Raw genomic sequence first — 23644 nt, 5'->3', positions numbered from 1 at the left:
TTCCCTAAGTCTCGAAACCTTGATTAGGCATTAGGTGTAGGCAAGTTTTTCAGCTGCTCCAATTTACGGTTTTGTTTATATTGCAAGATCGATTTTTTTTTCAATACACATGAAATAGTCATTCCCACTTAACTACGATTGCACCAGAAATGTTCCTAAAACTAATAACAGAATTGGTCGTGTCCTCCATAGGCCTACCTAGCAATATAAATTATGTCGACAAAATAATTTTAATTTGTGTTACAATACACAAAACAAATTCCAATCTCACAATTTTCTTTTTTTAATTGGTTTTCAAAAAACGTTGTGTGAAGTGATAACAACAATTGATTTCAATCATTCCAAAAGAGGTAACAATGTCGGATGGAATGTGGATTCAATTCTTTGACTTTGGCTAATTTACCAGCATTGTATAAATCCCAGTACTTCTTTACAATAAAATTTAAAAAACAGTAGCTTTGCCAATCTTATTTTTTACGTTAAGAGATAAAAACTTAGAAGCAAAAGTAATTTTAAACTCTTGAATTGAAGCTTTTTTACCAAATAGTATTAGTGGTTCTTTTCTTGGCTACGGCAGCCATCACTTTAAGTGTATTACAGGCAGTATGCTTGATGCTATTGTTTTTTGGGGTCTGGATTGCCGACAAAAAAGGAAAACTTGAAATCCCACATTATGTTTTCGCCGCCTTTGGGATATATGCCATCTTTTTGATAATCGGTCTGCTACACAATCATCCCAAGGCATCCATCGATATAAAATATCCAATTTTTGGATTTATCTTTTATTTATTTCTAGTAAACGTAAGGAATTTGAATATGCTCCGTTTACTTTTTATCATCAATGCGGTTGTTGCAGTTTCCTACATACTAATTTATTTGGGCATTGTGCCCTCCTTGTGGCATGGTTCGTCTATTGGAATGGGCGGCAGGGTTTATGGACCGCCCATTATCGCTATTGTCCTAATTTGCTTTTATTATTTATATAACAAAAGAGGTTTTGATCTGCCGTTGGCCATTTCATTTTTATTGGCAATGATATATCTATTCCTTACTTCCAACCTGATGAACTTGGTTACTGCCGGAGCTTTATTGGCACTTATTGTTATTGATTTCCGGAAATTATTTAATCCAGGCTTTATTATCGGGTTTGCCCTATTGATAGCAGGAGCAATAGCGTTCTTTAATTCCGATTTGACTCCCGATGCCATAAAGGAAAAATTGCCCTACGTTCTAAAACCTTGGGAATATGCCAGTTTAAAAACGCGAATTCTCGATCTACAGACGGCTTTAAGGGCAGAGGATTTTTCTACATCGGAAAAACTAATTGGCAAAGGCTTTGGGGTGAGCACGACTGTGTATCGGGAAAATGTGATAGCCCAGAGTTTTAGTATGAACTATACCTTTCGCGAAATTGATAATGGGTTTTACTATATCTACCATCGCGGTGGGTATATTCTTCTTTTTCTCTTTTTGGCAGTTCATATATATTTAATAAAAATCATTCCCGGTACGAAAGCGAAATTGGGTTTTATAGTCATTGCCCTATTTACTAATCTTCTCTCGATCCACTATTTTACTTATGTGTTTTATATGGTCGTTCCCTATCTCATACTGGAATCTCACAGATTGAAAAGGAATTTATCTTTAAATCCTGTAGTTGATGAAGAATAGTCTATATATCGTTCCCAATCTCAAAAAAATATATGGCGGACCTATCACCAGAATTAATCTATTTAAGGAAACCTTTAAGCGAAATGGAGCCGGTATTATTGAACAGGGGAATAAACTGAATTCCCTATTAAAAAAAAGAGATTTATGCTATGTAGAATCGGCAACCAACAGAATTGGTTTTGTAGATTTAATAGCTCTTTTTTTTATAAAACTGCAATCCAAAAAGGTAATTGTTTTTATTCGCGATATCTATATCGAACTTTTTCCTGAAGATTACAAAACTCCCAGACAGAAACTAACATTTTATATAAATAGAGCGAGTAATTTCTACCTCACTTGGATTTCCACATCGATGGTTTTCCCCACAACTCAAATGGGCGAAGTGTTTTTTGATAAAAACCAAACTTTTCCAAAACGGCCTTACAGCGATTTGCCGCCCGGTACACACCAAATAAATGAAAATGTAGCTATTCCCGATTTTTCAAAGAAAATTGGAATTTTGTACCTGGGAAGTATTGATTATAAAAACTCGGGTTTTGAACATTTTATAGATTTCGCAAAAGCACACGCTGAAACCTATAATTTTTTCGTGCTTTCTGGTGCAAAAAATATTGCAGAAATGATATTGGGCACTCCAATATTGGCCACCAAATGTCCTCGTGCAGAAATCCCTAATTTTATTAAAGAAAACAATATAGCCTATGCTCTGCATACACGTCCGCGAAATATGTACGACGATCTTACGTTTCCAATAAAGGTATTCGACTTTTTAAGTTTCCAACTTCCGTTTTTTACGGAGCCCCACATTCCATTGGTAAATCTTTTAAGCAACGATTACCCTCTTTTTGCATCTTTTGGGGAAATGGATGTCATTCATCACAAAATTAAAAATTTAGGAGAATCGGAATATCGAGCCTTACTTCTGTCACTCAGAAAAATTGCCCTTAACAATACGTATGATAAAAGGTATCAGAAGTTATTGGAACAATAACCCACCGTCCAAAGTTTTTTTTCAGGTAAGCACCTACCTTTTTGTGGGTACCCTACCTTTATGGGATAACCTCAATACTATTATACTGTGGTTTTTTATTGCGTCTTCCCTTTTTATGCTCAATCCTAAACACCGTTTAGCAAATTTAAAAAGTAATAAAGTCGCCATTTATGCCCTTTTGAGTCTTTACCTGCTTTTTATATTGGGTTATTTCTTTTCTACGAACGTAAAGATTGCATTGAGGGATATTGAAAGGACTTTGACCTTAGTATTGATTCCTTTGATCGTGCTTTCCCATAATCGAGTGGATTTCGATCTAAAAAAAGTATATATCGCTTTTGGTACGGGTCTTTTTACGGGAATGGTTATTTGTTGGGCATTCATTTTTCATTCCATTGCAACCAATTTTACACCTTGGGTACAAGCGGGTTACTTTTTTAAATGGATATATTCAGGATGGAATGCCGTTGCTCCAATTGACGGCCACCCCAGTTATTTTGCGGTAATGCTGGTAATTTTTATTCTGGGAATCATTAGAATGCCAGAATTTAGGAATCTGAGAAGGAATAAATTAAAACTAGTGCTTCTGTTAGCTCCCTTTTTTCTTTTTCTAATTGAAACCAGTAGTCGCATAGGTATTATAACCCTTATCGCCGTTCTGATATTAACAATCCTCAAAAAACTAGAGATTAAAAGAGTATTCTATGTGGTGGGATTGGTAATTGTTTTAGGGTTGCTATCAATAAAATTTGATTACCTGGGAAGTAAATTTACCTCCATTGTGGATACCCAGGGAAATGTTACTCTGGACCGATATCCCCGATGGATTGCCATTTTATCTGAATTTAGCGACCGTGAAAACTGGATATTTGGAGTGGGCACTGGCGATAGACAAGCACTTTATGATGTAACCTATAGCAAAGGAGGTTTTCAAATTGCCTTGGATAATGAATACAATGCCCATAACCAATATTTGGAATTTTTAGTTTCGAATGGAATTTTGGGAGTGCTGGTATATATTCTTGTTCTAGCAACATTTATAAGAAAAACTCGATTGAGAGGAGAGGCGTTGTCCTTTTTTGTAATTATAGCACTTTTTTCATTTTCCGAAACAATCTTCGGTTTAGCTAAGGGTGTGTTTATCTTTGCCTTCTTCTACTCCTTTTATGTGATCTGGTATTCAGGAAACAAAGATTATAAACTGGAAGAAAAACAAGGAAACGAAAGCCTATGTGTGGAATAATTGGATCAATAAACCGTCCCTTTGATTTATCGGCCCTAAAGCTTATCGAGCACAGGGGCCCGGATGCTTCCGAAATTGAAAATTTTGAGGTTGGTCAACACAAAGTTGGTCTTGGTCTGGTAAGGCTTGCAATCGTTGAGCTAACGGATGCTGGAAAACAGCCTATGATTTCTTCCTGTGGGAAATTTGCTATCAGTTTTAATGGCGAGATCTATAACCATTTGGATCTTCGTGAAAAGTTGAAGGAGATTAACTTTAAAGGCAGGTCGGATACCGAAACGATATTGTATTACTTAATCAAATTTGGAATTGACAGTGTATCGGATTTCAATGGGATATTCGGTTTTTCATTTCTTGATATAGAAAACAAAAAGCTTTTTTTGGCAAGGGACCATTTTGGTGTAAAGCCTGTTTACTTTCTTCAGGATGATGGGCACTTTATTTTTTCATCTGAAATTCGACCCATAAAATATTTACAGGAAAATCCTTCCCCAGATGTAGAAAACCTACCTACGCTCTTGCGTTTGCGTTATCTTCCTTCGCCATTAACCCTACATAAAGAAATCCAAAAGTTAAAACCTGGACATTATATAGAAGTAGATTTAGCTTCTGAAAAACTTAACTATTCAGAAAAATATTTTCCAAAAGTAATTTCCAATGCTCAAACATCATTCCGTAGAAATTATTTGGAGGAATATGGAGTTCACCTCGAAAATGCCGTAAAAAGACAATTAATGGCCGATGTAGAAATTGGGGTTTTGCTAAGTGGTGGGATAGATTCCGCATTGGTTTCCGCCATTGCCCAAAAAAACTATGATGGTAAATTAAAAGCGTTTACTATTGGATTTGAAGGTGTGCACGCGGAAGATGAGATTGAGGCAGCTGCTGAGACTGCGGAGATCTTAGGTCTGGAGCATTTCTCAAAAAAAATAAACTTTGATAATTTTCTTTCTATTTTCGAGGAAACCACAAGAATTATCGAGGAGCCTCTGGCAACTACTTCTGTTATCCCAATGTATTATCTTTCCCAACTTGCTTCAGAACACGTTAAAGTTGTTCTTACAGGCCAAGGTGCCGATGAGCCTTTGGGAGGTTATCAAAGGTATCAGGGAGAACTTATTTCACAAAAAATCCCGAGAGGTCTTATTCGGTCTTCGAGAAATGTGGTTTCTAGAATGGGCGTAAAAAACGAACGTATTCTTCGCTCCGCAAATTCTCTGGGAGAGAAAAATGATGTACAACGTTTTTTAAATGTCTATTCCATATTTAGTCAAGCTGAAATAATTCAGTTGCTCAATGTAAAAGAGGAAAAAGCCTTTGATCTGATATCCTATTTTTATAATATCCTAGACTGCGGCAAAAAGAAAACAGCAGTGGAAAGGATGATGGCCATTGACGTTAGAATGAACCTTCCGGACGATTTGTTGTTATATACTGACAAAATTACAATGAACTTTTCTTTGGAATGTAGGGTGCCCATGCTCGATACGGAATTGGTTAGATTTATGGAAGAACTCCCTACTAAGGAAAAACTGGCATTTAGGAAGACCAAAATAATACATAAGGAATACGCCAAACGCATTCTTCCCAATCGGATAATTAACCGCAAGAAATTTGCATTCCAATCGCCAACAAAAGTATGGTTCAAAAATTATAACGATCAAATAAGGGAGTTGCTGCTAAAACCAGGAATTTTCACCGAAATCTTCAATGTAAATGGATTGCATCAAGTTTTGGACGATCATTTAAAGGGTTATAATCGAGAGAAGCAGATTTTCCTTTTGTTGAGCATTTATTATTGGCTTGAAGAAAACTTGTCGTCTGGACAGAAGATTAAAAGATGAAAATATTTTTGACTTCAAATATGTATCCTTCTTCAAAAGACTCGCTTTTTGGCGTGTTTGTAAAGAATTTTAGACTTGAACTTAAAAAGAATGGTGTGGTTTTTCCAGCCGTTTCGATTATTGAGGGAAAAAGGTCCAATAATCTAAGTAAGGCATTAACCTATTTGAAATATTATTTGTCTGTATGTTTTAATTTTATCTTTAAAGACTACGATTTGGTGTATGTGCATTTTATGTCGCATAATGCCCCTGTGCTGGCTTTTCTGTTTTTTCTATTTAAGAAAAAGAAACCTTTGGTAATTAATGTACACGGAGACGACGTTACTGCTTCCAAAGGGAAAAAAATAGATAATCTAAATAAGTTTATTCTTAAAAAGGTAGATTTGGTAGTTGTTCCTTCTACGTATTTCAAAAAAATGATGTTGGAAAACTATCCATTTTTGACTGAGAACCAAATCTTTGTTTCCCCATCAGGAGGTGTGGATGCCACGAGGTTCTATCCTATAAAAATGGAAAGGAACGAAATACCAATCTTGGGTATGATTTCCCGAATAGATAAAGGAAAAGGTTGGGACGACTTTATAAAGGCTTTGAAAGGTCTCAGAGAAAAAAATATAGAGTTCAAAGCAATAATTGCAGGACAGGGGTTACAGGAAAAGGATATGCTGGAAATGATCCGCGAGTTTAATTTACAGGATCGAGTAGAATTCTTAGGCCTGGTAAAACAAGAGGAGCTAGTTCAATTATATAATAAAATGGACGTTATGGTATTTCCTACAAAACGCGAAGCCGAAAGTTTGGGCTTAGTGGGCGTGGAAGCTATGAGTTGTGGTACCCCAGTTATTGGCGGAAATATTGCCGGACCAAAAACTTATATTAATCACAATCAAAATGGACTGTTATTTGAACCTGGAAATGTTTCTGAATTGGAGGGATGTATTGAAAGATACCTCAAACTTTCCTCAGAAGAAAAATCTCAAATGAAAAATGCTGCCATAAAAACTGCAGAGGAATATGAAAGTGGTTATGTAATGAATAGACTTTTAAAACAACTGAAAACGCTATGTATCAAAAACTGATTTGGGGCGTTTATTATGGCATTTTTTACAATCTGCCCCATTCTAGGTTCGTGCCTTTTACAAGGGCACTTCGGGTTTGGTATGTCTCAAAGGTCTTAAAACTGATGCCTTATAGTAAAAATTCGTTTCTTGAATATAATGTCTATTTATCCAATGGCAAGAACGTTGAGATTGGAGCTGATTGCCAGATAAATGAAAATGTTTTTATCCAAGGAGCGAAAATAGGCAATAATGTGTTGATTGCTCCCAACGTTGCTATTCTCTCCAATTCCCATAATCATAATAATATAGAGATTCCAATTAGAAATCAAGGAGAGTCGGACCCCAATCCGCCAATTATTGAAGACGACGTTTGGCTGGGAAGGAATGTAGTGGTAATGCCTGGGGTTGTTATAGGAAAAGGTTCCATAATTGGGGCTGGCGCAGTGGTCACCAAAAGTGTAGTTCCTTATTCTGTAATGGGAGGTGTGCCGGCAAAATTGATAAAAATGAGAAAATGAAAGGAACAATTTTATCTATTCTTCTTTGTTGGTTTATATTTTCTTGTGCTGATAAGAAAAATGAATCCGTTCAATTATTTGTTATTGCAGGTCAGAGTAATGCCATGGGAGTTGGAGATTCTTCACAATCAATTATTGGGGAAGAGCCTTGTTATGAATATGATTCCAAAAAAGATTCCTTCGTAACCCTAAAGGATCCCGTGGGACAGGATGATATGCACTTCCATGTTGCAAAGACGGGAAGTTTTATTCCCTCGTTCGCATATAATTATGCCAAAATAACGCATCAACCCATTTATGTAGTTCAATGCGCAAAAGGGGGAAGCTCGTTAAGTCCCAAAGCCGAAGTAAAAGATTGGGGCAATTGGGACCCATCAGGAAAATTATTATCCAGCAGTTTTAAAAAGATAGATCTTGCTCTTTCGGCCTTAAAAGATGAGGGCAAGGGTGAATCTAAGCTAGCAGCTATTATCTGGTCTCAGGGTGAAAATGACGGGGAAGCAATTGGAAAAGGTAATTTGACTGCTGAAGAATATAAGGCTGGTTTAAAAAATCTAATTTCAGAATATCGCGAAAGATTCGGTTCAAATCTGCCGTTCGTAATTATTGAAACTGGAAGACATGCCAGTTGTAAAGAATGTGACGAAGGTTATGCCATTGTTAGAAAGATTCAGGGAGAAGTAGCCGCAGAAGACAAATATACTTTTATAGGCTATAATGAAACCAAGGATTTTATCGAAAGGAAATGGTTAAAGGATCCTGTGCATTATAATCAGGATGCTCTTAATGATATTGGAAAGAAGTTGGCCAAGTTTATGGTTGAACATAATATCCTATAAATCTAGAAATCCATCTATAATTTTAATCAAATAATTAATTGAAAATCAATAGCGTCCTAAATAATAATGTCCTTACCTGCAGGATTTCTCTACTTTAGTTTATCCTGAGCGAAACCGAAGGGCCCGAAGTGACACTTTAACTAATTGAAAAATAATGTTTGTTGTCAGGTCGAGCGCAGTCGAGACCTTTTTTATAGTTTCTAATAGATGTTATTTTTAAAGTAAAGTTTTTATTATTCCCCCTTATATATAGGCGGTGAAACACGAATAAGATTTCGAATTAAAAGGATTTCGGGAGAACGTTTAGGACAGAATTGATTGAAAATATAAAATTCTTTGGATTCCATTCATTTTAGTACAATTAGATTATTTTTGATTCCAAATTATCATCTCCCCCTTTCATAAATCTCCAATGGGCAGAATACAGCTTCTAAACACTTCCATAGACAACCTCTCCATGCAGGAAACCCTGGCATTGGTTCAGGAAAAAATACGAGAGGGTAAGCAGTTGCATCACGTGGTTGTAAACGCGGGCAAACTCGCAGCAATGCAAAAGGACCTAGAACTGCGCCAAAGCGTAAATCAATCCCACCTTGTTAATGCAGATGGCCAAGCGGTTGTTTGGGCCTCACAATTTTTAGGAAAACCACTTAAGGAACGCGTGGCCGGAATTGACCTTATGGCTGGCCTGGTTGAAATGGCACATAAAAACCAGAACAAAATTTTTCTCTTTGGAGCTAAGGAGGAAATTGTTAAAGAGGTAGCTCGTAAATATTCTGAAATCTATAGCCCCAACCTTATTGCTGGGTATCGAAATGGCTATTTCTCCGCTTCCGAAGAGAAAGCTATTGCGCAACAGATTGCAGATAGCGGTACCCAGATGCTTTTTGTTGCAATCTCTTCGCCAATAAAAGAGAACTTTCTCTACAAATATCGAGATATACTCAAAAATGTAAATTTAATAATGGGCGTTGGTGGAAGTTTTGATGTAGTAGCCGGAAAAACAAAACGGGCACCAAAATGGATGCAAAAAATAGGCATGGAATGGTTCTATCGATTCTTACAGGAACCACGTAGAATGTGGAAACGCTACCTCGTTGGGAATTCCCAATTTATTTATTTTGTCCTCAAAGAACGATTTTCCAAGCACAGGGAGTCTTAATAAACTTCCGCATCAAAAGATAATCAATAACAATTAGGAAATACTCCATTAAGTGTATCACTTCTTACATTAATTCCAAGTCTCAAATTTCATTTACACCGCTCTAAAATCAATAATTCAAATCTTACCTACAATATCTCACCGGAGTTTTCTATCTTCCCCTAAAATTTTAAAAGACTACCGCATCCAATGAGGATACTGCTCTCCGCCATATACCCATATGCTTTTTTGCTGCTATATCTCATTATTCCTTTTGACAATTATATAAGGGCCCTGCCTAATATACTTTTGATAATTCTATTGGTCACTTTCCCATTTATTATAAAGAAAAGTGATTTCAAAAAAATAAAGATTCTTCCCATTGCCATATTCACATTACTTTTTGCATATCTCTGTTTCAATTCATTAGTTGCTGGTAGATGGACAGAAGATTTTAATATTATTAAAAAAGTCCTGATAGCCCTTGGTCTCGCTATCCTTTACATTCCCGTAACCGATTTTGATTCAACTTGGGGAAGGGCAGCGAAGATTAAAATGGCTATCATACTTTCCTCTTTGGCGGCCATAGCTTTTTCTGTGTATAATTTTGTATTGATAACAGATGCTACTGGTAGCTTTGCCCTGGGTAATTCTCCACAAGTTGTAGAATCATTGTTAATTGATAGACTCTATCTAGGTTTACTCAGCACTTTTAGCATCTTGATTTCCTTTCAATCCATTAAGAAAGATTTCCATCCTAACAATAACTACCATCTGGCCAACATATTCATCAACCTATTGTTTATAGTTTTGATTGCGTCAAAAATTGCAGGTATTTCATTATTTATTTTATTACTTATAAGGCAGTTTTATGGTCAGCGAAAGGCTTGGAAGATGATAATCGCAGGTATCGCAATTGTTGCTATTGGGGGTTTAGTTTTTCTTATGAAAAGTGAAAGTCCCAATCCACTTGACCCAGACAAAAATCCAAAGACTTCTCTGGCATTAATTGAAAATACGAGGACCTATGAGCTTCGTGCAGTTGTTTGGGAGTGTGTGGCAAATATTATCAGTGAGGAAGGATTTACCTGGACAGGAGATGGATTTGAAGCTACCGAAAATAAACTTCTTTCTTGTTATGATTCACAAATAACGGAACCCATAAAAAGATTTAATTTTCTCAATCAAAAATATAATACCCATAATCAATTTTTAGATTTTTATCTCAGTGCGGGTTTTATCGCATTGCTGCTTTTTGTAGTGTTTATTGTTGTCAGCTTTATTACAGTACGTAAACAGTTTGTCCCCACGGCAATGCTAGCAATTTTGATAATGTATTCATTCCTCGAAAATGTATTCCATAGACAAATTGGAGCTTATTATATCGGTTTTATTGTGATTATAATCATAACCAGTGCGCTTACGGTGGAAAACAAGAATATAAACCGAACTTAAAAGGAATGCAAAGTGTATTTTTGCGCGTTATAAATTTATAAAAGAAGTTGAAAAAAGTACTCATAACAGGTGCCGCTGGATTTTTAGGTTCCCATCTTTGTGACAAGTTCATTAAAGAAGGTTTTCACGTTATTGGAATGGACAATCTCATTACCGGAGACCTCAAAAATATCGAGCATTTGTTTAAGCTTGAGACATTTGAGTTTTATCATCACGATGTAACAAAATTTGTACACGTTCCTGGAGATATAGATTATATTCTCCATTTTGCCTCTCCTGCCAGTCCTATTGATTATCTAAAGATTCCAATTCAAACCTTGAAAGTAGGTTCATTGGGAACTCATAATTTATTAGGATTAGCGCGAGCAAAGAATGCCAGAATTATGATAGCATCTACTTCTGAGGTCTACGGTGATCCTTTGGTGCATCCCCAAACGGAAGAATACTATGGTAATGTCAATACTATAGGCCCTAGGGGTGTCTATGACGAAGCTAAAAGGTTTCAGGAGTCTATTACTATGGCGTATCATCGGGCACATGGATTGGAAACGCGAATTGCACGTATCTTCAACACCTACGGGCCACGTATGCGTCTTAATGACGGTCGCGTTATCCCTGCATTTATTGGTCAAGCACTCCGCGGAGAGAATATAACGGTTTTTGGAGATGGTTCGCAAACTAGATCCTTTTGTTATGTGGATGATCAAATAGAAGGTTTATACAGGTTATTGTTAAGCGATTACCATTTACCCGTTAATATTGGTAATCCAGGTGAGATAACTATCCTTGATTTCGCAAAAGAAATAGTAAAACTTACGGAGACTGATCAAAAAATTATATTTAAACCACTACCCCAAGATGATCCATTGCAGCGCGAACCGGATATTTCTAGAGCCAAAATAGTTTTAGATTGGGAACCTAAAATATCTCGGGAAGTAGGTATGAAAAAAACCTATGAATATTTTAAAAGTCTTTCAAAGGAGGAACTTTTAAAAAGCGAGCATAAAGATTTTTCAAAGCACAATAGATAGGAATTAATGTTTAGGAGCGGGAGATATTCGGGATTTTTGAGGCCTATTTCTTATGGAATAGACCTTTTCTTTATCCATTTTTTAGCGTTCCATTTTTTTGGATTAACTTTTCCATTCTTCAATTTTGTAGTTTTTTTGACGATTGCTTGGATACTGCTTTCCATTCGCTCTGGGTTCTATGAAATTTACCGTTTTACGCATATTGCCTATATAATGTCCTTATTGGGGAAGCAAGGAATTATTTTCTTGTTGATCGTTTTTTCCTTTTTTGGTTTTTATAGCCAATACAATATTTCATCAGCAACTATTTTCAAATATATTTTGACAGTAATGCTTTGTGTTGCCATTATGAAATTCGGAATCTATTTTCTCCTGAAAAAGTTCCGTTTGTACTTGGGTGGCAATGTTCGCAAAGTAGTTATCATTGGTCTAAATCAGAAAACAGAGCAACTGCGTAAATTTTTCACCACTAACCCAGTATATGGGTATAAACTTTATAGAACATTTAATCTTAAAGGTTCGGATAATGACAGTTTGGAAGATTGTATGGCATATGTTTTACAGGAAAATATTGAGGAAATATACGCCTCAGTTGGCGAACTGAGCAATAAGGAAATAGCAAGACTAATAGAATTTGTAGATAATAACTTAAAGGTCCTTAAATTTCTGCCCGATAATAAGGAAATATTCAGCAAAAAACTGGATTTTTCTTATTATGGTGTTCTTCCCATTCTTTCTATGCGAAAAATACCCATGGACGAACCCTTTAATAAATTTTTGAAACGTAGTTTTGATATAGTCCTTTCCCTAATTGTTATTATTGGAATATTGTCATGGCTTACACCTTTATTGGGATTATTGATAAAATTGGAATCTAAAGGGCCGGTTTTCTTCAAACAGAAGCGCAACGGATTGGACTATAAGGAGTTTTATTGTTATAAATTCCGTTCTATGATACCCAATCCAATGGCGGATTTGCACCAAATAAGTAAAGGAGATGAACGGGTAACCAGAGTGGGAAAAATTATTCGAAAAACCAGTATGGATGAACTGCCACAGTTTATCAATGTGCTCAAGGGAGACATGTCCGTAGTTGGACCAAGACCCCATATGGTCAGCCACACCCATATGTATGCAGAACGGATTGACAAATTTATGGTACGTCACTTTATTAAACCGGGAATAACGGGGTTGGCCCAAGTGAGTGGATTTCGGGGGGAAGTGGACAGTGAGAGCCATATTATAAATAGGGTTAAGTACGATATTTTCTATTTGGAAAACTGGAGTTTGTTCCTAGATTTAAAAATCGTTTTTCAAACTATCTACAACGCTCTTCGTGGTGAGGAACAAGCGTATTAATGTTATGGAAATTCCTTTGGTTTCGATTGTTACGCCGGTTTATAATTCCGAGAAATTCTTGGAGGCGGCATTAACAAGTGTTCAAAACCAGACCTATTCCAATTGGGAATTAATTCTAATCGACGATGGCTCCACTGATAGTTCCGAGAGCATTGCCCGAGAATTCTATCTTGAGGACTCCAGAATCATATTTGAAAAACTTCCTCTAAACAAAGGAGCCGCTATTGCCCGGAACAGGGCCATTGATCTTGCAAAAGGAGATTTTATAGCATTTCTAGATTCCGATGATTTCTGGGCACCCGATAAACTTGAAATTCAGCTCGGTTTTATGCAAAAAAAGAAGTGCGATGTTTCCTTCTCCAATTACCTGCTGATAGATGAAGACGGAAATTCATTAAAAAGAAGAATTGTGGCAATGCCTGTTCTTACCTATAAAACCCAATTGCGTAACAATTATATAGGAAATCTTACGGGAATGTATTGTAGTAGAACTCTCGGAAAGGTTTATTCTCCTCTTTTGAGAAAACGTCAGGATTGGGGATTGTGGTTGGAGGCCATCAAAAAAAGTGGCAAACCAGCTTTGGGAATTCAGGTGGATCTAGCTTACTACAGAAAACGCAAAAATTCTGTAAGTACAAATAAGTTTGGACTGCTGAAGTACAATTTTCTTTTTTATAAATGTTATTTATCCCAATCTACACCCAAGGCAATTTATAGTATGGGCCAATTTCTAAGGGAATACTTTTTAGTAAGACCCAAGTATATTAAAAATCTTTAATTTTTTCTTTGTATCTCAATAATCTGAGGTTTTCCTGAGGGGGAAGCGGCAATTTTTTCAACTAGATTAAAGGTAATATCCATTGTTCCTTCCACCAGATCTAGTAGTTTATCATGAACCTCATTTTCCACTTTGAAGGGTAATTTAACTCCCGAATCCGTTTGGTATTCAACCACCAACCTAATTTTTGATATTTGTATAATTTTAAACTGCTTGATTTCCTCAACATATTCTAAAATTCCCGTAAAACTATGGACCGTAAGTATATTTCCATTGGGTGCTTTAATAATTTCCGTTTCACGCCCCGTAACTTCCTGTAAGAGTGGATAATTAAATTTTCTATGGGAAGGATACAAGCTTTTGGGGAGCAGTACGCCCAAATCACCTAATCTATATCTTATCAGCGGCATGGAAAAACTGCTCAAGGAAGTAACTAAAATATGCCCCCTCTCCCCATCGGGAACGGGCTCTCCATTCTCATTAACTACCTCCAAAAAAACGTGGGGTGACATAATGTAATAATAGGGTAAATCAGCCTGGCAGGCCATTAATAAGCCTTCAGCGCAACCATAAGTATTAATAATCGTAGGATTCTGAAAGGCATTCTCAAAGTTTTTCCTATAATGACCAAATAGCTTATCCCCATAAGAGATTAAACTTTTAAAGTGATAGATCTTATTATTCGATAATGCCAATAGCGCGATTTCATTTAAGGCTGATGGATAGCCTGCTAAATGTTTGGGGTCCTTTTTCTCCAATAATTTAAGCTGTTCGGTAATTTCGTCCTGTTTCAACTTAAAAGCATTCATATATTGCACCCGGAAAAAGAGGTCCTTAAGCTTTTTTGGAAAACTTCTTTTTGGAGAAATCCCTGCCTGAAGCATAAATTCTCCAGGTTTATATCCTCCCCACATCCACCAATGGGTTTGTAAAGCCCGTAGATAGAATTTGTGATCAAAGCTCATATAGGTGAATGATTGTTCCCCGCTACTTCCGCTACTATGGTTTGTTTCGAGCTGGTTTTTATGATACTTATCCGAAATAAGTTGATTGCTTTTTGTGCGTAGAATGGCCTTGGTTAAAATAGGGAAATCACTTAAATCAGCATCCTTATCAAGATTTAAGTCTCTATAATAAGGAACATTTTCACTTGCATATTGAAGAATCTTTTTAAGATTTTCAGATTGAATGCGCTCAAGTTCTTCTGCCGACATATTATCGTATTTTTTCCAGTCGTTCAGATATTTGGAATAATTTCCACTGAAGAAAAGAGATCCCAGGGGTAGCAGAATTTTATTTAAGAATTTGGAATACATGTTGAAATACCCGGAGCAAAAATTAGCCGTTCAAGTTACAAACAATTATTTTTGAAGCCGAAACAATATTATCAACTATTCACAGGGTGAGCTCGACCTTGTAGATCAAAATATTTAAAGATGAACATTTTAATCCTCGGTTCCGGTGGTCGCGAACACGCATTTGCCTACCAAATCTCACAGAGTAAACGCTGTAAAAACCTTTTTGTAGCACCCGGAAATGCCGGTACTTCTTCAATTGCAACCAATGTCGCCCTAAAAGTAACCGATTTTGAAGCGGTAAAGAAGTGTGTACTCGAAAATGGGATTGAAATGGTAATAGTTGGTCCCGAAGATCCTTTGGTCCAAGGGATAGCTGATTATTTTTTGGAAACACCTGCCTTAAAAAATGTGATGCTCATTGGGCCGTCTAAACGAGGTGCCTTATTGGAAGGTAGTAAACAGCGTGCAAAAGAGTTTATGATGCAGCATAACATTCCAACTGCGTCCTATGCGTGCTTCACACCGAAATCTTTAGAAGCCGGAAAGGAATTCTTGGAAGAGTTAAATCCGCCCTATGTTTTAAAAGCTGATGGACTCGCCGCTGGAAAGGGAGTTTTAATTTTGAATGATCTTGCTGAAGCTAAGCGGGAACTTGAAAACATGCTTTCCCATAGCAAATTTGGCGAAGCCAGTTCAAAAGTGGTCATTGAGGAGTTTTTGGACGGTATTGAATTAAGCGTTTTTGTATTAACTGATGGGAAAAATCATAAAATTCTACCCACGGCAAAGGATTATAAACGTATTGACGAAGGCGATACCGGACTCAACACCGGTGGAATGGGCGCCATCTCTCCAGTACCTTTTGCTGATGAAGCGTTGATGAAAAAGATTGAAGAGCGAATAGTAGAGCCCACCATTAATGGACTGATAGAAGAAAAGATTGATTACAAGGGTTTTGTATTTATTGGACTGATAAAAGTAACGGATGAACCTTATGTAATAGAGTACAACGTACGTATGGGCGATCCAGAAACGGAAGTTGTATTACCCCGAATAAAGAATGATCTGGTCGATTTGTTTGAGGCTACCTTCCATCAAAAACTCGATGAAGTTGAGATTGAGATCGATTCCAGAGCCGCTGCAACTGTCATGCTGGTTTCGGGAGGATATCCAGAAGATTATGAAAAAGGAAAACAGATTTCAGGATTGGATAATGTGAAGGGTTCAATCGTATTTCATGCGGGCACAAAATCTGAAAATGGTAAAATCCTGACTAATGGAGGGCGTGTTTTGGCTATAACTTCGTTGGATTCTGATTTCAATAGGGCACTAAAAAAATCCTACCAAAATATAGAAAATCTATCTTTTGATAGGATGAAGTATCGTAAGGATATCGGGTTTGACCTTTAAATCAAGCCGATATAGGTGAGCTAACTTAACTATGTCTTTACGATCGTTAAAGATTGCTCTACTTTAGACCGGAATTAATTCCGATTAAGGTGTTTCGTCGAAGGTATAATGACTTTGGGTATCTTCATCGAATTTTTTCAACTGCAACATCCAATAAATAAATGCTACCGCACCGATTAACAATAGGATCCATGAAATTATATTTGCGAAAAACCAGCTGTCTAATTCCAGATTACGCAGTGCATCATAAGGAATGAAAAGCACATTTTCAAAAAAGGAAGCTATTCCTTCCCACAAACCTTTCCAAGTCATATCTTTAAACTTTAAGTAGCAAAAGTATAAAATAACCCATATGCTTACAAGCTTTTTCGGAAATTCTAAGCCTGCCCATTTTTTGCTTCTCGGAGTAATCATTGCCTCAGCATTTATTTGGACATTGTTTCAAGCTCCTATGATGGAAATAAGCGTGGGATACATTCTGTTTCAAGCATTTCTCCTGGGTGTTATAATTATCGGCATAATCCTACTGGATTTTATTGTTTCAAAAAATCATTTGACACGCCGGAATGCTTATTCCATTCTTTTTTATTCTTGCTTTATCATAATGTTCCCAATTTTTTTCCTTCATTCTGAAATAATTTTGGCCAACTTTTTTATTTTGCTCGCAATTCGAAGAATTATAAGTCTACGAAACGATAGCAATTCAGAAAAGAAGATATTGGATGCCGCTCTTTGGATTACCCTTGCCTCTCTTTTCTATTTTTGGAGTTTGTTACTTTTCTTGCCGCTATGGATTGCCGTAATCCAAAAACCAAATCTTACCTATAAGCAAATGCTTATTCCCATAGTTGGGTTTTTTGCTGTTATTATTATAAATACAGCCTTTCAACTATTAATTCACGATTCCGTTTCTTGGTTAATACATTGGAAACAGAATATTAGTTATGATTTTTCATTATATAATTCTGCCAAAATTTTTGTTCCCATTACATTGCTTTCTGGATTATTGGTCTGGACTGGCTTTTATAGATTACAGCGACTTGGGTCGATTCCGCTAAAGGAACGTCCCAATTATTGGATGATATTTATTATAACCCTAGTATCTTTCGTAATTGCTCTATGTAGTCCTATAAAAGATGGATCTGAAATGATTTTTCTATTTGCCCCAACCGCCATTCTTTGTGCAAAGTATATGGAAGGGATTCAAGGCGATATATATAGAGCAAAGGACAAGGTAGAAGTTTGGTTTAAGGAAATTATACTTTGGATAGTGGTTGTATTCGGGTTTGTATTTATGGTATTATGAACAATTTGGATCTCCAAAATGTTGAAAGAGAGCTTAAAAAAAGGCGTCCGTATCCATACAAATGGTTTCGAAAACAGAACGATCAATGGGATGGTCTTTCCAATTTCATTTACCATACAGCTGATTGGGATGAACTTCTTGACAAGATTAAACAAGTCCTGGAATCTCAAAACTTAGAGAAGGAAGAATTCTTTCAATATGTTTCAAACCGCTGGTACAATTTCTGGAGTGCGAAAGCGGTAGAGCATATATTTACACAGATTGAGGGTGTAAATCGGGTAAACCAAGTTAAGGATTCTGAAAAGGATTTTTATCTCTTCGGAATTCCTTTCGACCATAAAACATCGGTCTTTCCCAATGGTTTCGGTAAATCTTTTGAATACGCGAAGTCAAATAAACCAGAACTTATCCAGTGGTTTTATAAAAATCAAAGCACACAACAGAGACACCATCTGAAAAATAGGCTGTTTGTTGTAGTTTATAGCTCAACGGGGAACCATTGGAAGTTGAAATCTGAAATATCACTGTTGAAGCGAGCCATTGAAAGTTATGTATCAGGTTTTAATCCTGAAAAACTATGTTCGTTTAACTTTTCTGAAGAAGAACAAACTCTCAGTGATGTTATTTGGATTTGCAAATGAAACCTACATCAAACACTTCAAGATTTTTTCGATAATTATCCTACAGTTAAAAAGTCATCGTCAAAAAAAATTCTCCAGTTTTCAGTAGAAAAACTTTTGAATAATACAGCTAAGAATGAAACTGCTGCTTGACGAAAACATTCCTTTCCAAATTCCCTTGATGTCAAGACTGTTCCCGAAAGGAAGTGGGGAGGAATAAAGAACGCGGAGCAAAGGAATATTCAATTGGATCTGCAAATCATGACAAAATTCAGTATTTTCCTCTTATGAAATCATTATCCTTGAATATACCTTCTGGTCTTGATTTGGATCCAAATGAACTAGCAATTTTTATTGCATCTCGATTATATGAAAAGGGTAGGCTATCATCGGGCCAAGCTGCTGAGATGGCGGGTCTAACAAAGGGTCCTTTTGCTGAGCTTTTGGGGCGTTATAATGTTTCCATGAATCGGATGGCTTAATGGAAGTCCACCTCATCCACTCTTCTGTTTAAAAATATTTAGAAATTCACTCTGACTTTGTATAAAGCCAATAATCACAAAATAGTTCACTCATAATTTTCAGTATCTTTGAATTATGGAAAAAGGAAATGACATATCAAAATTTATTAGTTCTGATCCTGGGATTTTGGGTGGTACTCCCGTTTTTTTGGGAACTCGTGTTCCTGTTTCTATTCTTTTCGATTATCTAAAGGGTGGAGACACCCTCCAGGATTTCCTTGATAATTACCCCACAATCAAAAAATCCGTCGCAAAAAAGGTAATCGAACTTTCCGCAGAAACTCTATTGAATTAGAACACCAGAATGAAACTTTTGCTTGACGAAAACCTTCCTAAAAAACTCAAATATCGTTTTCCTTCGACATTTAATTTAATAACAGTTCCAGAATTGGAATGGGGTGGTGTAAAGAATGGAGATCTTCTAAAAAAGATGAATGACGAAAACTTAAAAGTTTTGATTTCAATAGATAAAAGCTTTAATCATCAGCAAAATCTCATAACTCATTCAGTATGTTTGATTGTCCTAAAAGCCAAGGATAATAGATATGAAACATTACTGAAATTTATGCCCAAATTGTTGTCAGTATTGAATAATGCGTTGGATCCGGGGGTCATTTTAATTGAACAATAACTAATGAACTACATAGGCTCCAAGCACAAACTTTCTCCCTTTATTTACAAAACGGTAACACAAATTTGTGGTTCAGATCTTTCGGATAAAGTATTCTGCGATCTTTTTGCAGGTACTGGTATTGTAGGTAGAAATTTCAGAGAACACGTTAAACAGGTTATTTCAAATGATGTGGAATATTATAGTTATGTGCTCAACCGAAATTATATTGGTAATAATTTTGAATTTGAATATCAGGATCTTTTAGGCGAATTGAATTCGCTAAAGGGAATCAAAGGTTTCATTTTTGAAAATTATTCCGAAGAAGGAAAAGCGGGACGAAACTATTTTAATTCAGAAAATGGACAGATAATCGATGCAATTCGTCTTCAAATTGAAAATTGGAAAAAATCTGAATCGATTTCACAAGATCAATATTTCTTTCTTCTAGCATCCTTAATTGAAAGTGCAGATAAGGTTGCCAATACTGCCTCTGTTTATGGAGCTTACCTAAAACATATAAAGAAATCGGCCACAAACCCCTTAATAATCGAAGCGGCAAATATTAAAAAGGATTTATTTGGTGATTCTTTAACCCGCCAAGAAAATCTCATATTCCAAAAGGACGCAAATGAGCTTATTAAAGAAATAGAAGGAGATATCCTCTATCTGGATCCTCCTTATAACGCCCGGCAGTACGGTGCCAACTATCATTTGCTGAATACTATTGCAAAATATGATACCTTTGTGCCCAAAGGAAAAACAGGGCTGAGGGATTATTATAAAAGTGATTGGTGTAGGACGGGAGAGGCGCTAAAAAGTTTTGAGGATCTAATCGAAAATGCACAATTTTCATATATTTTCCTGAGTTATAACAACGAGGGAATAATGAGTGAGAAGGATGTGGAATCGGTGATGAAACGCTTCGGAAAATACAGCCTTAAAACCAAAAAATATCAACGTTTTAAAGCCGATAAAACCGAAAACCGCAATCATAAAGCTTCCGAAACTTTTGAGTATTTGCACATTTTGGAGAAAGGGAAATAGTCGGTAGTTTTTAGTCGGTAGTCGTTAGTTTTTAGTCAGTAGTCGGTAGTCGTTAGTTTTTGTCAGTAGTCGGTAAAGGGTTTGATATAAAAAAAGTCAACTGGTGTCCGAGCGGAGCCGAGGATACAATAAACAATAAGTAATAACAATAAAAAATAGATAATGTTTTCAGACAAGGCCAACAAAATCTTTTTAGAGGTAATAAATAAATACCACGAAATGAACACCGTGGACCAACCTTTTACCAATCTTTACGATAAGGATACCAATTTAATTGAGCATTTACTCTATAGAAAATGTTGGATTGATACCGTCCAATGGCATTATGAGGATATTATTCGGGACCCGAATATCGATCCTGTAGCTGCCTTAAAATTAAAGCGTCAGATTGATGCTTCCAATCAGGATCGAACCGATATGGTGGAATATATAGACAGTTATTTTCTGGATAAATATAAGGATGTAAAAGTTCAGGAAAATGCTACCATCAATACTGAAAGTCCGGCGTGGGGAATTGATAGACTTTCTATTTTGGCTCTTAAAATTTATCATATGAATGAGGAGGCTACCCGGACGGATGCTTCCCAACAACATCAAATGGCCTGTCAGGCAAAACTTGATATCCTTTTAGAACAACGAGTGGATTTAAGTACCGCAATTAATCAATTGTTGGACGATATCGCGCATGGCCGAAAGTATATGAAAGTTTATAAACAGATGAAAATGTACAATGACGATGAATTGAATCCCGTGCTCCGCGGAAAAAAATAACTTCTATCCCTTCCAGGATTCCAAACCCTGGGAGGGTTCATTTATTAAAATGACCAAACCCAAACATATTCTGGTAATCCGGCTCTCCGCAATGGGAGATGTAGCGATGACAGTTCCCGTTCTAAGGACATTAACTCAAACTTACCCAGAGGTGAAAATCACCATTCTCTCCCGACCTTTTTTTAAACCACTTTTTGATGGAATCCCCAATCTCGACTTTTTGGAGGCAGATGTAAATGGAAGGCACAAGCGTTTGGGATTGCTAAAACTTGCTAAGGAAGCGAAAGCTCTTGGAATCGATGCAGTGGCTGATCTTCATAATGTTATCCGCTCAAAAATAATTTCAAAATATTTAGAATTAAAAGGAATTAATGTCGCTTCAATTGATAAGGGGAGAGAAGAAAAGAAGGATTTGGTAAGTGCTGAAGGTAAAAATATCTCTCAGTTAAAAACCACTCACCAACGTTATGCCGATGTTTTTGAAAAACTTGGTTTTCCTTTAGACCTGAGCAAACCTCAATTCGCTGCTCGTCAACGCTTGGCTCCCAAACTAACAGCATTGATCGGAGTAGAACCCAAAAAATTAGTTGGTATTGCACCTTTTGCCGCTCATGACAGCAAAATGTATCCACTTGATCTTATGGAGAAGGTAATTGCTCAGTTGGATGCTTCTGAAAAATATCGCATTCTTCTTTTTGGCGGGGGGAAAAAGGAAATTTCCCAGCTCAATAAACTTTCAAAACTATTCGCCAATGTAAGTAATACCGCGGGGAAATTGAATTTTGAAGAAGAACTATCCTTAATTTCAAATTTGGATTTAATGCTTTCAATGGATAGTGGCAATGGACATTTAGCCGCTATCTACGGAATTCCTGTTATTACCCTTTGGGGAGTAACACATCCCTATGCCGGTTTCGCACCGTTTAACCAACCTGAAAAAAATCAATTGATTGCTAATCGAGAGGAGTTTCCTTTGATCCCAACCTCGATATACGGAAACAAATTTCCCAAAGGATATGAGGAAGCCATAAGAACAATATCTCCCGAAACGGTTCTTTCGAAAATAAAGGAGGTCTTATTTTAGATTTCAAGTGAGTAAGCAAATTTAAATTGAGTTTTTTAGAATTACATTTTCAAATAGAAAATATAAGAAATTCATCAACCGGGGAAATTTAGTAATATGGGACCGGCGACATTAACAAATGATGAAACAACAGTTTGTAGAATACATAAGGAACTTGCAGAACCAAATAACTTTTGCTCTAGAGGAAATCGATGGGAGAGCGAAGTTTCAAGAAGATGAATGGGTTCGCGAAAAAGGAGGTGGAGGTCGGACTCGAGTAATTGAAAATGGTAACGTTTTTGAAAAGGGCGGAGTAAATACCAGTGAGGTATTCGGAAAACTTCCCGAGACTATGCAAAATTATTTCGGAGTAAAAGATGCCGATTTTTTTGCCTGTGGGCTCAGTTTGGTAATTCATCCTAAAAATCCCTTTGTACCCACCGTACATGCTAATTGGCGTTATTTTGAAATGTATGATTCGGAAGGAAATATTGTGGATTCCTGGTTTGGCGGCGGACAAGATCTTACTCCGTATTATCTCTTTGAAGAAGATGCCAAACATTTTCACAGCGTATGTAAAACGGCTTGCGACAAGCATAACCGCGTATTTTACCAAAGTTATAAAAAGCGCTGCGACGAATATTTCTGGAACTCCCACCGTCATGAAGCGCGTGGTGTTGGAGGATTATTCTTTGATTATTTAAAGAAAACGGACTCTATGAAAATGCAGGATTGGTATAATTTTGTAACCGAAATCGGCAATAGTTTTTTGGAGTGCTATGTTCCCATCGTGGAAAAGAGAAAAGAGATTCCATATTCCAAGGAAAATAGAGATTGGCAAGAAATCCGACGCGGCCGGTATGTAGAATTCAATTTAATACACGACAAAGGGACGCTTTTTGGACTAAAAACAGATGGAAGGATTGAAAGTATTTTAATGAGCCTTCCTCCGGTAGTACAATGGAAATATGACTATCAGCCGGAACCAGGAAGCGAGGAAGAAAAGCTTGTGGAGGTTCTAAAACATCCCAGAGAGTGGGCTTAGTTCAGTGTTCAGTAAAACAGTA

Annotated in this window: 23 protein-coding genes and 1 pseudogene; 22 read left to right on the top strand and 2 right to left on the bottom strand. The window is 36.6% G+C overall.

The window, feature by feature from the left end:
• Positions 1-525 precede the first annotated feature (525 nt).
• The 12 genes and pseudogenes from EI546_RS10870 to EI546_RS10815 all read left to right on the top strand — a co-directional run bounded on the left by EI546_RS10870 (position 526) and on the right by EI546_RS10815 (position 13931).
• Positions 526-1671, top strand: coding sequence for a hypothetical protein (locus tag EI546_RS10870; protein ID WP_128250567.1), 1146 nt, complete (start codon positions 526-528; stop codon positions 1669-1671).
• Complete coding sequence (locus EI546_RS10865; protein WP_128250566.1) at positions 1661-2662, top strand: hypothetical protein; 1002 nt, start codon at positions 1661-1663, stop codon at positions 2660-2662. Before EI546_RS10870 ends, EI546_RS10865 begins: the two co-directional genes overlap by 11 nt.
• A complete protein-coding gene (locus EI546_RS10860; RefSeq protein WP_128250565.1) occupies positions 2628-3905 on the top strand; it encodes an O-antigen ligase family protein in 1278 nt (425 codons plus the stop codon). The genes EI546_RS10865 and EI546_RS10860 overlap by 35 nt, the downstream gene beginning before the upstream one ends.
• Positions 3893-5749, top strand: a complete 1857-nt coding sequence (asnB, locus tag EI546_RS10855) for an asparagine synthase (glutamine-hydrolyzing) (RefSeq protein ID WP_128250564.1) — start codon at positions 3893-3895, stop codon at positions 5747-5749. Before EI546_RS10860 ends, asnB begins: the two co-directional genes overlap by 13 nt.
• Positions 5746-6828 (top strand): glycosyltransferase family 4 protein, encoded by a 1083-nt coding sequence (locus tag EI546_RS10850; protein ID WP_128250563.1) that lies wholly within the window; start codon positions 5746-5748, stop codon positions 6826-6828. The genes asnB and EI546_RS10850 overlap by 4 nt, the downstream gene beginning before the upstream one ends.
• A 338-nt stretch (positions 6829-7166) precedes the next feature.
• A pseudogene (locus EI546_RS16755) lies at positions 7167-7322 on the top strand (DapH/DapD/GlmU-related protein); the annotation flags it as partial.
• Between the two features lie 2 nt (positions 7323-7324).
• Positions 7325-8167, top strand: a complete 843-nt coding sequence (locus EI546_RS10840) for a sialate O-acetylesterase (protein WP_128250561.1) — start codon at positions 7325-7327, stop codon at positions 8165-8167.
• A 412-nt stretch (positions 8168-8579) separates the two neighbouring features.
• Complete coding sequence (locus EI546_RS10835; protein WP_128250560.1) at positions 8580-9329, top strand: WecB/TagA/CpsF family glycosyltransferase; 750 nt, start codon at positions 8580-8582, stop codon at positions 9327-9329.
• A 189-nt stretch (positions 9330-9518) separates the two neighbouring features.
• On the top strand, positions 9519-10763 hold the full coding sequence (locus tag EI546_RS10830) for an O-antigen ligase family protein (RefSeq protein WP_128250559.1): 1245 nt from the start codon (positions 9519-9521) through the stop codon (positions 10761-10763).
• A 47-nt stretch (positions 10764-10810) separates the two neighbouring features.
• Positions 10811-11794: a UDP-glucuronic acid decarboxylase family protein gene (locus EI546_RS10825; protein ID WP_128250558.1), complete on the top strand. Its 984-nt coding sequence runs from the start codon at positions 10811-10813 to the stop codon at positions 11792-11794.
• 6 nt (positions 11795-11800) lie between these two features.
• A complete protein-coding gene (locus EI546_RS10820) occupies positions 11801-13153 on the top strand; it encodes an exopolysaccharide biosynthesis polyprenyl glycosylphosphotransferase (protein WP_128250557.1) in 1353 nt (450 codons plus the stop codon).
• Between the two features lie 4 nt (positions 13154-13157).
• Positions 13158-13931, top strand: a complete 774-nt coding sequence (locus EI546_RS10815; RefSeq protein WP_128251595.1) for a glycosyltransferase family 2 protein — start codon at positions 13158-13160, stop codon at positions 13929-13931.
• Here the strand turns inward: EI546_RS10815 and EI546_RS10810 are convergent.
• Positions 13928-15145 (bottom strand): AMP-binding protein, encoded by a 1218-nt coding sequence (locus tag EI546_RS10810; protein WP_164905225.1) that lies wholly within the window; start codon positions 15143-15145, stop codon positions 13928-13930. The genes EI546_RS10815 and EI546_RS10810 overlap by 4 nt on opposite strands.
• Before the next feature lie 222 nt (positions 15146-15367).
• Between EI546_RS10810 and purD the strand changes: the two genes are divergently transcribed.
• The gene (gene purD, locus EI546_RS10805; protein WP_128250555.1) at positions 15368-16639 is read left to right on the top strand and encodes a phosphoribosylamine--glycine ligase; all 1272 of its coding nucleotides are present in this window, start codon (positions 15368-15370) and stop codon (positions 16637-16639) included.
• 84 nt (positions 16640-16723) lie between these two features.
• Here purD and EI546_RS10800 read toward each other — a convergent pair whose 3' ends face one another.
• Positions 16724-16951: a DUF6341 family protein gene (locus tag EI546_RS10800; RefSeq protein WP_128250554.1), complete on the bottom strand. Its 228-nt coding sequence runs from the start codon at positions 16949-16951 to the stop codon at positions 16724-16726.
• A gap of 40 nt (positions 16952-16991) precedes the next feature.
• On the opposite strand from EI546_RS10800, the gene EI546_RS10795 reads away from it, so the two are divergent.
• The 9 genes from EI546_RS10795 (at position 16992) to hemF (ending at position 23622) form a co-directional block, all read left to right on the top strand.
• Positions 16992-17945, top strand: a complete 954-nt coding sequence (locus EI546_RS10795; RefSeq protein WP_128250553.1) for a DUF6427 family protein — start codon at positions 16992-16994, stop codon at positions 17943-17945.
• The gene (locus EI546_RS10790) at positions 17942-18586 is read left to right on the top strand and encodes a hypothetical protein (protein ID WP_128250552.1); all 645 of its coding nucleotides are present in this window, start codon (positions 17942-17944) and stop codon (positions 18584-18586) included. Before EI546_RS10795 ends, EI546_RS10790 begins: the two co-directional genes overlap by 4 nt.
• A gap of 266 nt (positions 18587-18852) precedes the next feature.
• On the top strand, positions 18853-19047 hold the full coding sequence (locus tag EI546_RS10785; RefSeq protein ID WP_128250551.1) for a UPF0175 family protein: 195 nt from the start codon (positions 18853-18855) through the stop codon (positions 19045-19047).
• A gap of 115 nt (positions 19048-19162) precedes the next feature.
• Positions 19163-19381, top strand: coding sequence for a DUF433 domain-containing protein (locus EI546_RS10780; RefSeq protein WP_128250550.1), 219 nt, complete (start codon positions 19163-19165; stop codon positions 19379-19381).
• A 9-nt stretch (positions 19382-19390) separates the two neighbouring features.
• A complete protein-coding gene (locus EI546_RS10775; protein ID WP_128250549.1) occupies positions 19391-19717 on the top strand; it encodes a DUF5615 family PIN-like protein in 327 nt (108 codons plus the stop codon).
• Between the two features lie 3 nt (positions 19718-19720).
• Positions 19721-20743, top strand: a complete 1023-nt coding sequence (locus EI546_RS10770) for a DNA adenine methylase (protein WP_128250548.1) — start codon at positions 19721-19723, stop codon at positions 20741-20743.
• A gap of 162 nt (positions 20744-20905) precedes the next feature.
• Positions 20906-21514 (top strand): DUF4254 domain-containing protein, encoded by a 609-nt coding sequence (locus EI546_RS10765; RefSeq protein ID WP_128250547.1) that lies wholly within the window; start codon positions 20906-20908, stop codon positions 21512-21514.
• 49 nt (positions 21515-21563) lie between these two features.
• Positions 21564-22598 (top strand): glycosyltransferase family 9 protein, encoded by a 1035-nt coding sequence (locus EI546_RS10760; RefSeq protein WP_128250546.1) that lies wholly within the window; start codon positions 21564-21566, stop codon positions 22596-22598.
• Between the two features lie 121 nt (positions 22599-22719).
• Positions 22720-23622: an oxygen-dependent coproporphyrinogen oxidase gene (gene hemF / locus EI546_RS10755; protein WP_128251594.1), complete on the top strand. Its 903-nt coding sequence runs from the start codon at positions 22720-22722 to the stop codon at positions 23620-23622.
• The last annotated feature ends 22 nt before the right edge of the window (positions 23623-23644 follow it).

Origin of the sequence: Aequorivita sp. H23M31, from assembly GCF_004022485.1 — a bacterium.
Taxonomy (GTDB): domain Bacteria; phylum Bacteroidota; class Bacteroidia; order Flavobacteriales; family Flavobacteriaceae; genus Aequorivita; species Aequorivita ciconiae.
This window is presented reverse-complemented; position numbering and strand designations above follow the sequence as displayed.